At 57.0% G+C, this 10,028-nt stretch carries 9 protein-coding genes; 5 read left to right on the forward strand and 4 right to left on the reverse strand.

Annotated features, from left to right (window positions below; translation table 11 throughout):
* Positions 1–43 precede the first annotated feature (43 nt).
* On the reverse strand, positions 44–1,456 hold the full coding sequence (locus ACIQ0R_RS00750) for a peptidylprolyl isomerase (protein WP_395822700.1): 1,413 nt from the start codon (positions 1,454–1,456) through the stop codon (positions 44–46).
* A gap of 35 nt (positions 1,457–1,491) precedes the next feature.
* On the reverse strand, positions 1,492–3,846 hold the full coding sequence (locus ACIQ0R_RS00755) for an LPS-assembly protein LptD (protein WP_395822702.1): 2,355 nt from the start codon (positions 3,844–3,846) through the stop codon (positions 1,492–1,494).
* 197 nt (positions 3,847–4,043) lie between these two features.
* On the opposite strand from ACIQ0R_RS00755, the gene ACIQ0R_RS00760 reads away from it, so the two are divergent.
* Genes ACIQ0R_RS00760 through ACIQ0R_RS00780 form a run of 5 tightly spaced genes read left to right on the forward strand, consistent with a single transcriptional unit; the run spans position 4,044 to position 9,092 of the window.
* Entirely contained in the window at positions 4,044–5,105 is a 1,062-nt protein-coding gene (locus ACIQ0R_RS00760; RefSeq protein ID WP_395822704.1) for an aminoglycoside phosphotransferase family protein, read from the forward strand.
* Between the two features lie 15 nt (positions 5,106–5,120).
* Positions 5,121–5,828, forward strand: a complete 708-nt coding sequence (murU, locus tag ACIQ0R_RS00765) for an N-acetylmuramate alpha-1-phosphate uridylyltransferase MurU (protein ID WP_395822706.1) — start codon at positions 5,121–5,123, stop codon at positions 5,826–5,828.
* 33 nt (positions 5,829–5,861) lie between these two features.
* Positions 5,862–7,214, forward strand: coding sequence for a Xaa-Pro aminopeptidase (gene pepP / locus ACIQ0R_RS00770; RefSeq protein WP_395822726.1), 1,353 nt, complete (start codon positions 5,862–5,864; stop codon positions 7,212–7,214).
* Positions 7,215–7,269: 55 nt separating this feature from the next.
* Positions 7,270–7,902: an HAD family hydrolase gene (locus ACIQ0R_RS00775; protein WP_395822708.1), complete on the forward strand. Its 633-nt coding sequence runs from the start codon at positions 7,270–7,272 to the stop codon at positions 7,900–7,902.
* A complete protein-coding gene (locus ACIQ0R_RS00780; protein WP_395822710.1) occupies positions 7,899–9,092 on the forward strand; it encodes a UbiH/UbiF/VisC/COQ6 family ubiquinone biosynthesis hydroxylase in 1,194 nt (397 codons plus the stop codon). The genes ACIQ0R_RS00775 and ACIQ0R_RS00780 overlap by 4 nt, the downstream gene beginning before the upstream one ends.
* Before the next feature lie 53 nt (positions 9,093–9,145).
* Here ACIQ0R_RS00780 and ACIQ0R_RS00785 read toward each other — a convergent pair whose 3' ends face one another.
* Positions 9,146–9,280 (reverse strand): hypothetical protein, encoded by a 135-nt coding sequence (locus ACIQ0R_RS00785; RefSeq protein WP_395822712.1) that lies wholly within the window; start codon positions 9,278–9,280, stop codon positions 9,146–9,148.
* Positions 9,277–9,684 (reverse strand): REP-associated tyrosine transposase, encoded by a 408-nt coding sequence (locus ACIQ0R_RS00790; protein ID WP_395822714.1) that lies wholly within the window; start codon positions 9,682–9,684, stop codon positions 9,277–9,279. The genes ACIQ0R_RS00785 and ACIQ0R_RS00790 overlap by 4 nt, the downstream gene beginning before the upstream one ends.
* Positions 9,685–10,028: the final 344 nt, after the last annotated feature.

Raw genomic sequence — 10,028 nt, forward strand, 5'->3', positions numbered from 1 at the left:
CAATCACGCCTTGCAAGCACTGCAACCACTGCAACACAAGCAATCAGCGATCATCGTTGCGATATTCCACATACGTGCTGTCGCGCAGCTGGCGCAACCATTCGTTAGTGGCCTCTTCGGTCTTGCGTTCGCGAATTGCAATCCGCGCAGCAAGGCGCTGGCGTTCTTTCGAGACATCATTGGTCTTGCGCTCAAGCACTTGAATCAGGTGATAGCCGAACGGTGTTTCGATCGGCTCACTGATTTGACCAGGTTTCAACGCATCCATGGCGCGTTCGAACTCCGGCACCGTATCGCCGGCATAAACCCAACCGAGATCGCCGCCTTTGGATGCGGAGAGATCGTTCGAATATTGCTTGGCCAGATCGTCGAACTTTGCTGCGTTGTTGTCTATCCGTTCCTTCAAGTCAAGCAGGCGACGACGTGCATCGGCAGCTGTCACGGTTGGCGTCACCTTGATCAGAATATGACGTACATGAATCTGCTGAATCGCTGCGGCGGCGGTGTCGGTCGGTGCGGCGGCAGCTGCGCGCTTATTGACCAGCTTGATGATATGAAAACCGTTAGCACTCTTGATAATCGGCGATACCTGGCCTGGGCTCAGATTGGCCACCGCTTCGACAAACAACGATGGCAGACGATCCTGCGGCCGCCACCCCATATCACCGCCGGTCAGCGCATCGCTGGAATCTGAATAAGCAGCAGCGATGGAGGCGAAATTTCCGCCTGACTTGATTTGCTGCATGGCTTCCTCGGCGCGTTTGGCGCGCTGGGCAATCTGGGCAGCGCTGGCGTTCTCCGGCACCTGAATCAGGATTTGTGTCAGATCAAGTTCCTGGGCTGCTTGCTTGTTGCTGGCTTCGGCAGCCAGATAATTATCAACCTCAGAATCTGAAATCTGGATCTTGTTGTCGACTTCGCGCTCACGCAGGCGTTGCAGCAAGATTTCGCGACGAATTTCCTCGCAGAAAGATGGGTAGGGGATATTGTCACGCTCCAGTTGACTCTGGAAATTGGCCATCGACATCTTGTTCTGCTCGGCAATGCGGCTGATCGCCCGATCCAGAACGACGTCGTCAACAACGATGCCGTTCTCTTTCGCCAATTGCACTTCTGCGCGCTCCAGGATCATGCGCTCCAGCAATTGCTTCTGTAGCTCAGCCACCGGCGGTAGTTCAATATTTTGCGCCTTCATGCGTTGTACCACGTCACGCATACGCGAGGCCAACTCTTGTTGAGTAATCACGTCGGTATTGACCACCGCGGCGATGGCATCGACGGTCTGCGCAGCGGCAGCACTGGCAGCGCTCGGCTTGAGCGGCGCAGCAGCACTGGTCGGCGCCAGCAAAGGCGGCGTCGGCTGAGCCACCGCACCCTGTGCCCAAGCGCCGGTGGCGCTAGCCGACAACAACGAAAAAACGATTGCCGCGAGTTGAGTTTGATTGGTTTTACGCATAATTGGAAAAACGTTCATAAGTGAAAATGACGGGTTCAACGGCTAATGAATGAGTCGGGCTGGTTAATGTTTTGATAACCTGGAACGCTACTGCGTAGCGCTTGCAGCGGATTAGATCCAAGACTCGACAAACCATTCAACTCAAGTTGCAGAAATATACCTGTAGTCGTACGGGTTGACGATGTCGGCGTGCGCTGGCCCACTACCCGAAAAACCCAGCAATCGGCCTTATATTCGAGTCCCAGCAGGCTTTGTCCGACTGTTTTTTCCTGCGAGGAATAGCTGACACGGCCAACGCCATACCAGCGGCGCGACAACGGCCATTGCGCGGACAGATCAAACTGCTTCAGATAGCGGTTTTCCGGGTCAAGCGGGTCAGTGTTCGTATGGTCCAGCTGATAAGAAAAATTGATCACTTTCTTGGGGCCCGGCTGCCATTTGATAGTCGAACTCGCGCGTACCCACTGGTTGTTGCTTTGACTGTACTGGATGGTATCGTCCAAACTCAGCGACTGCGTAACCTGGCCGCCGGCCGACAACAACAAATCGGAACGACTGGTGGTAATGGTATCGGTCGGTCCCAGCGCCACGCGCGGCTGGGTAAAATACAGACGCTGACCGATCCCGAGACGCAAACGCTCTAAGCCGGATTCCTGGATAAAACGCGATACCAATGCGACCGTCAGTTGATTCGCATCGCTGATGCGGTCGTGGCCGGTGTGGCGATTTTCAGTAAAAATCTGGGCGAAATTGAAATCGGCGACGCCGCTGTCGAACAGTGGATATTGCGTCTGATCGCGGTACGGCGTGCGCACATAGAATAAACGCGGTTCCAGAGTTTGGGTAAGTGGATTACCCCAGAAGTTCGTATCGCGCTCAAAAGTCAGGCCGGCATCGAGTGACAATGTCGGCAGCACCCGGCTGAAATCATTCGCCAACACCGAGGTACCTGGTGCCGTCGGCGCATTCGGTACGCCCAGTTTGTTTGGCGTAATGTTATAGGAAGTCGCATCCAGCTGAATCTTTGGCGTGATGAAATAGCCGGGACGGATGATCGGATAAGACAGTTGCGGATTGATATAGATCCGTTCGCCTCCGAGCGGCATCAGGGTGCTGCTGGCCTGCGAGATGCCGGTAGCTGTCGGGAAATCGTACTGGCTGTTCCAGAAGCGCGCATATTGCGCATTCACGGTCCAGTCGAATCCATAAATATCCGGCTTACCGGCGGTCAGCGTAATTTGCGGCAAGCGGTCATAGGGCTGGCTAATCGTGGGCAGCCCGCTGGAATTGAAATCCTGCAGCACCTGATAACGCGAGGCCAGCGCCGCCACACTCCAGAAAGACCCGCTGTAATTCAGATCGAATTCGCGGTTCAGCAGACGTGTCGAACTTTGCGTAATGGAACGCGAAAAATCGTCGGGATAATTGTTATCCGATGCAAAATTGACGTTCCAGCCCATCGTCAGTCCGGGCGCCAGTGTCTGCGTATGAATGGACTGCAGCGCGTAGCGGTCGGTCTTGGTGAGCATGTCATGCGGCAAGAACTCGGTCTTGGTTTCACCGCTGTAACCAGCGCCCAGGTAGCGCGCATCGGCACCCAGTTGCAAGCCGCGTTGCGTGATGATGTTCGGGTACAACGTCAGATCGCGATTAGGGGCGATATTGAAATAATAAGGGAGATTGAACTCCAGGCCGCCATTGTTGGTACTGCCGACGATCGGCGGCAAAATGCCGGACTGACGTTCACTCGAGAGCAGGAACGACATGCTCGGCGCACCCAGAATCGGCACGCTCTTGAAATACAGGATGCCGTTATGCGCGACCCCTTCACCGAGGCCGCTATCGATATCCAGTTTGCTCGATTTGATGTACCAGTCCGGCTTGGTGCCTGGGCAGGTGGTGTAGGTTCCTTTAATCACCGAAGCCTTGTCTTCATCGACAAAATCGATGTGATCGGCGCTGCCGTGACCGTCATTGGATAGGAAATGGTAAGTCGGATTAGTCAGGAAACCCTGGCCGGAGTCCATGTTCAGACGCAAATCATCGCCGGTATATTTGTCACCGTAACGGTTCATGCGCACGCAACCGTGGGCCTCGACCTCATTCTCGATGATCCGGTACGTCGCTTTATTTGATTTCACATCGGTCTGGCCGCGCCGCAATTCGACATCGTTGTCAAGATTGATCAGACGATCAGGGCGACCGGCCATTTGTTCAGCTTCAACATTGGTAGGCGCATCGCTGTCATCGACGCGCGGCGGCTTGATGCTGGTTTGGGTAACGGGGAGCGGTGTGGTTGATGCCGTCGGCAATGTTGCATCGGTGGCCTGTGCCCAGACCGAGATCGGCATCGACGCCGCCGCCACGATGGACGCCACCAAGACGGTCATTCGCCGCAATGCGGGCAATTGGGGCGCGGCAGGACCTGAAGCAGACTGCCCTGAACGTGACGGGAATTGCTTGGGGAGCGCGGAGGAGGACCGGTTCATGAAATGAATTTGGCAAACACCATAGCAGGCGATTTTTTGAAATTAATCCCTTATTATATGGGAACTCACCGCCAACAGCCGTTTTACTGGATTGCTTAATGTCTTTATCACTGTCTGCCCCTGTTTTACCCGATCTGCGCCAGACTCAGATTGTCGAATGGCTAACTACCATCAGTGACCACCCGACCTTGACCGCGACCTTGCGTCCAGCCTCCGCCGATGCCAGTTTCCGCCGTTATTTCAGAATCGATGCAGCGACCGGCGGCACTTTGATCGTGACGGATGCGCCGCCGCAGGAAGATGTGCGCCCCTTCATCGAGATCGGCGCGCTGTTTGGCAACATCGGCTTATCGGTGCCTACAGTGCTGGCGCAAGATGTCGAGCGCGGCTTCCTGCTGCTATCCGATCTCGGCAGCACCACCTACCTGCAGCAACTCGGCAGCGAAGGCAGCAGTGAAGGCAGCAGCGTCGACAGCGCACACAAGCTGTACATGGAAGCCATCGACGCATTGGTGTTATTGCAAACCAAGAGCCAACCGGATGTGCTGGCGGAATACGACCGCGCCTTCCTGTTGCGAGAATTGCAAATATTTCCTGAATGGTATCTGGGCAAGCACCTCAAGGCGACCCTCAGCGACCAGCAAAGCGCCGATCTCAACAAGGTGTTCGACGCCATCCTCGCCAACAATCTGGCGCAGCCGCAGGTATTTACCCACCGCGATTACCATTCACGCAACCTGATGGTACTGCCTGACGGCAATCCCGGTGTGTTGGATTTCCAGGGCGCTCTGTACGGCCCGATCAGCTACGACATCGTCTCGCTGCTGCGCGACGTCTACATCCAGTGGGACGAAGCTCAGGTACTGGACTGGATGATCCGCTACTGGGAACGCGCCAAGCGCGCCGGACTGCCGGTCGCACCGGATATCGACACGTTCTATCGCGATTTCGAATACATGGGCTTGCAGCGGCACCTCAAGATACTCGGCCTGTTCGCGCGCCTGAATCATCGCGACGGCAAAGAAGCCTACTTAAATGACATCCCGGTGGTGTTGGATTACGTCCGCAAGACAGCCTTGCGCTACCGCGAACTGATACCGCTGGTACGCCTGCTCGATAAGCTGGAAGATAAGACAGTGCAAGTCGGTTATACCTTCTAAGCGGAACCAGGCCCCATGAAAGCAATGATATTTGCCGCTGGTCGCGGCGAACGTATGCGCCCACTGACCGACACCATTCCGAAGCCTTTGCTGAAGGTCCGCGGCCGGCCGCTGATCGTCTGGCACATCGTCAACCTGGTGCGCGCTGGCATTACCGAAATCGTCATCAACCATGCCCATCTGGGGCACATGATTGAAGAGACCTTAGGCGACGGCAGCAAATATGGCGCCACCATTCGCTACTCGGCGGAAAGCGTGGCACTGGAAACCGCCGGCGGCATTACCAACGCCCGCCACCTGCTAGGCGAAGACCCCTTCGTGGCGATAGCCGGCGATGTCTATTGCCCGCATTTCGACTTCGAGCAGGTCAAGAATACGCTGGAAGACAACGACCTGTGGGGCCAGCCCTACCCGCTCGACAAGCGCGACGTGGCCTGGCTGTACCTGGTGAAAAACCCGGCGCACCACCCAGAGGGCGATTTTGGCCTGCATAGTTTTTCGGTCAGCAACCAGCGTCATACCGGCCATACTTATACCTACTCGGGCATCGGCGTCTTTCGGCCCTCGATGTTCGATGCAATCAGTCCCGGCCAGCCGGAAAAACTGGTGACGCTGATGCGCCAATACGCTGCACGCGGCCAGCTTGGCGGTGAAGTGTATCGCGGCGCCTGGACCGACGTCGGCACCATCGAACGCCTGGATCAACTCAACGCGCCGCTGTAGACGGCGCCCGACAACTTGCTACACACCTTAGGAATGAACGCCAGCATGACTCCTTACAGCACACGCCGCAGCAAACTGATTGCACAAATGCAGGCCATGGGTGGCGGCGTCGCCATCATCTCCACCGCGCCGGAAGCGGCGCGCAACGCTGATTCCGATTTCCCGTATCGCCACGACAGCAGCTTCTATTACCTGACCGGCTTTACCGAGCCGGACGCGGTGCTGGTGCTGGTCGCCGGGAATGAATCGAAATCGATTCTGTTCTGTCGCGAAAAAAACCTGGAGCGGGAAATCTGGGATGGCTATCGCTTCGGGCCTGAGGCGGCGCGTGCGCAGCTCGGCTTTGATGGAGCGTTTGCCATCGATGCAATCGATAACGAAATGCCGAAACTGCTGGCCGACATGCCGACAATTTTCTATACGTTGGGCAAGCAAGCTAACCGCGACAACCAATTGCAAGGCTGGCTCAACAAGCTCGCTGGCCAGGCTCGCATTGGCCTCAGCGCGCCGGCCGCGATCCACAGCCTGGAGCCGTTGCTGGCCGAGATGCGCTTGTTCAAAGACGCCAGCGAACAAGCGATCATGCAGCGTTCTGGACAAATTGCCGCCGCCGCCCATCGCCGTGCCATGCGCATCGCACGACCTGGCTTGCGCGAATACCATCTGGAAGCAGAAATCCTGCACGAGTTTCGCAGCAACGGCGCCGAATCTCCCGCCTATACCTCAATCGTCGCCACCGGCTCGAATGCCTGCGTGCTGCACTATCGCGCCGGCAATACGGAGCTGAAAGACGGCGATCTGATCTTGATCGATGCCGGTTGCGAATTTGAAAGCTATGCTTCCGACATCACCCGTACCTTCCCGGCCAACGGCGTGTTCTCCGGAGCGCAAAAAGCGCTCTACGAAATCGTGCTGGCAGCGCAACACGCAGCCATTGCCGCGACCCGCCCCGGCCAGCGCTTCATCGATGCTCACAACGCCGCACTGCGCATACTGGCGCAAGGCATGCTCGACACCGGCCTGCTCAACAAGAACAAGGTCGGCACCTTGGATGACGTGATTGCCAATAGCGATTATCGCCAGTTCTATATGCATAGCACCGGCCATTGGATCGGACTTGATGTGCATGACGTCGGCGCCTATCGCGAACCGGGTGAGGCCGCGCCCGAAGGCGAACAAAAGCCGTGGCGCAAGCTGCAACCGGGCATAGTCACTACCGTCGAGCCAGGGATTTATGTGCGTCCGGGCGAAGGCGTGCCGGAACAATTCTGGCACATCGGCATCCGCATCGAAGACGACATTCTGGTCACCGCAGACGGCAACCGCAATCTGACCAGCGACGTGCCGACGGCAATCGCCGAGATTGAAGCACTGATGCGCAAATGACGCCTCCAGAGTCTTGGCAAAACGGCGTGCGCCACGCACTGATAGGATGAGGACCATGAAAACCGTAACTCCCACCATCGTCGTCTTCGATCTCGGCGGCGTGCTCATCGACTGGAACCCGGATTACCTGTTCCGCCAACTGATCGCCGACGAAACCGAACGCCAGTGGTTCCTTGCCAACGTTTGCAACAGCGAATGGGATCTCCAGCAGGATGGCGGCCGGCCATTCAGCGAAGCGATCTCCACCCTGAGTGCCAAGTACCCGGAACATGCGCATCTGATCGCCGCCTTCCATGCGCGCTGGACCGAAATGATCGGCGGCACGATAGCCGAAGGCATCGCGATTTTTGACGCACTGGAAACTACCGGCGTGCCGCTCTTTGCATTAACCAACTGGTCCGCCGAAACCTTCCCTTACGCCTGGGACAACTACCCCTTCCTGCATAGTTTCAAGGATGTGCTGATGTCCGGCCGCGAAAAACTGATCAAGCCCGATCCCCGTATTTACGCCAGGATGCTGGAACGGATTCGCTTGCACTATCCTGACACCGAACCGGAGCAACTCGTATTTATCGACGATGTCCGGAAAAATGCCGATGCCGCGCGCGAACTCGGATGGCATGCCATCCACCACACTACCGCCGCCGACACCGCAGCACAGTTGTACCACTGGGGCTTACTGCCATGAGCGGCCTGGTGAGCAACGTGGGTGACATCGGCAATCCGTATCACCAGACGGACGTCGACATCGCCATCTGCGGCGCCGGTCCGGTCGGGCTTAGCCTGGCCGCATTACTGGTAAAGCGCGGCATTGCAGCAGAACGTATTGCACTGATCGATGCCAAAACCGTAGAACTGGCCAGACAAGACCCGCGTTCGCTGGCCCTGTCGTATGGCAGCCGCCAGATTCTGCAGGAAATACAAGCCTGGCCAATCGCCGCCACCGCAATCCACGAAATCCATGTATCGCGCCGCAGCCACTTCGGCCGCACTTTAATCGAACGCAATGAATTCCAACTGCCGGCGCTCGGCTACGTCACCCGCTACGGCAGCTTGGTCAGCGCCTTGGCGGCTTTGCCAGCACTAGCCAATGTGCAATTGCTGCGGCCGGCACAGGTAAGTTCCAGCAACGAGCATGACGACCATGTGGCGCTGCAATTGTCGGATGGCCGCTCCCTGCGCAGCAAACTGCTGGTGCAAGCCGAGGGCGGCCTGTTTGACGCCCAGCAGGGCAAATCGCTGCAGCGCGATTACCAGCAGATCGGCATCGTCGCCCACGTCCAGGCTAGCGCACCGGTGGCGCACCGGGCGTTTGAACGCTTCACCGACGAAGGCCCGCTGGCGCTGCTGCCGCAGGACGATAGCCAAGGTAACAACTACGCAATGGTATGGTGCGTGCGGCCAGAGACTGCCAGCCAGTTGCTGGCGCTCGACGATACTGCATTCCTGGCGGCATTGGCGCAAGCCTTCGGCGGCCGGCTTGGACGCTTTATCAAGACATCCAAACGTAACAGCTTTGCGCTCGGCCTGAATGCCCGCCCTGCCGCCTCGCCAAGAACGGTAGCGATCGGCAATGCCGCGCAAACCCTGCACCCGGTCGCCGGGCAAGGCTTGAACCTGGGCCTGCGCGATGCCGTCATCCTGGCGCGCTTGCTGGCAACCGACATCTCGCCCGACGCGCTGCTTCAGTTCGTCGCCGGCAGAAAAGCCGACCGCAGCATCACCATCCATTTGACCAACGTCATGGCGCGCATCTTCGCCAGCGCGCCGGACGGCGCCATCTCACAAACCCTGCTCGGCCTGTCGCTGGGCCTGGTTGACGTCGTCAAGCCGGCGCGCCGCCTGCTGGCACGGCAAATGATGTTCGGTCGGCGCTAAATTGGGCGTCAAAAAATGTTGCGTGGGCACCCCGTGCCCACGCGTAACTGCCATCACTCGTACCGAGCATCCACCTCGACATCCCCGGCCCAGTCGGCGGCCATCCAACCTTGTTTGACGTAACGATGGAAGGTCGAATACGGCCAATCGATCACGCGTTGAACATAACCGTGTTTAACCGGGTTCATGTGATATAGTCGAGATGGCGGGCAAAATCCTTGTCGTCCCGGATTTGATGCTCCCAAAATCGCCTCTGCCAGAAAGTTGATTCTCGATGTGAGTGCTTGCTTCGACTTAGCCATTCAGGCCGCCGATATGCATCGCGACAGGTAGTCGATACTGCATGTTTTATCATCCTCCAGCGCGTCGAAAAATCAGAATCGCCTTCAGGCAATGTCCAAACGCAATGCAGATGATCCGGTAACAGCACCCAAGCATCGATCGTGAACGGACGTTTTTTTCGTACCGCGTTAACACTGTCCCGCAAAGCAACGCGTATGAGTTCGTCACACAGAATCGCTTGTCTACGGTAACTCACCACCGTGAAGAAAAATGTACTGCCTGCTGCTTTTGAACGGCGGTAGCGGGACATGGGCCTAGATGATTTTAGTGTGGTCCGCGTGGGCAGAAAAACCTGCCCACCCTACGTTATGAGGAAACCGCGTAGGGTGGGCACGTGTGCCCACGCGAAAGTGGAAGGTCGCTCAACTGTACGTCAAACCAATCCGTAGCCGATACTTGACGTTTCTTTTTAAGAGATTCTTTAGCATTAACACATCCAGAAAAACTCTCAAAAAAAGCCGCGCCGGTTTTACCCGACGCGGCTTTTTTTGCAAACGCCGTCAATCTTATTCGACTGCCTTCACCATCTCTTCAATCACTTTCTTGGCATCGCCAAAGACCATCATGGTTTTGTCCATGTAGAACAACTCGTTG

Source organism: Collimonas sp. (assembly GCF_044339385.1).
In the GTDB taxonomy this organism is placed as follows: Bacteria; Pseudomonadota; Gammaproteobacteria; order Burkholderiales; family Burkholderiaceae_D; genus Collimonas.

Excerpts from the sequence above, each read along its gene's own strand:
- ACIQ0R_RS00780 (WP_395822710.1), top strand. The coding sequence starts at position 7,899 with ATGAGCGGCCTGGTGAGCAACGTGGGTGACATCGGCAATCCGTATCAC.
- ACIQ0R_RS00785 (WP_395822712.1), bottom strand. The coding sequence starts at position 9,280 with ATGAACCCGGTTAAACACGGTTATGTTCAACGCGTGATCGATTGGCCG.
- pepP (WP_395822726.1), top strand. The coding sequence starts at position 5,862 with ATGAACGCCAGCATGACTCCTTACAGCACACGCCGCAGCAAACTGATT.
- ACIQ0R_RS00755 (WP_395822702.1), bottom strand. The coding sequence starts at position 3,846 with ATGACCGTCTTGGTGGCGTCCATCGTGGCGGCGGCGTCGATGCCGATC.
- ACIQ0R_RS00775 (WP_395822708.1), top strand. The coding sequence starts at position 7,270 with ATGAAAACCGTAACTCCCACCATCGTCGTCTTCGATCTCGGCGGCGTG.
- ACIQ0R_RS00760 (WP_395822704.1), top strand. The coding sequence starts at position 4,044 with ATGTCTTTATCACTGTCTGCCCCTGTTTTACCCGATCTGCGCCAGACT.
- murU (WP_395822706.1), top strand. The coding sequence starts at position 5,121 with ATGAAAGCAATGATATTTGCCGCTGGTCGCGGCGAACGTATGCGCCCA.
- ACIQ0R_RS00790 (WP_395822714.1), bottom strand. The coding sequence starts at position 9,684 with ATGTCCCGCTACCGCCGTTCAAAAGCAGCAGGCAGTACATTTTTCTTC.
- ACIQ0R_RS00750 (WP_395822700.1), bottom strand. The coding sequence starts at position 1,456 with ATGCGTAAAACCAATCAAACTCAACTCGCGGCAATCGTTTTTTCGTTG.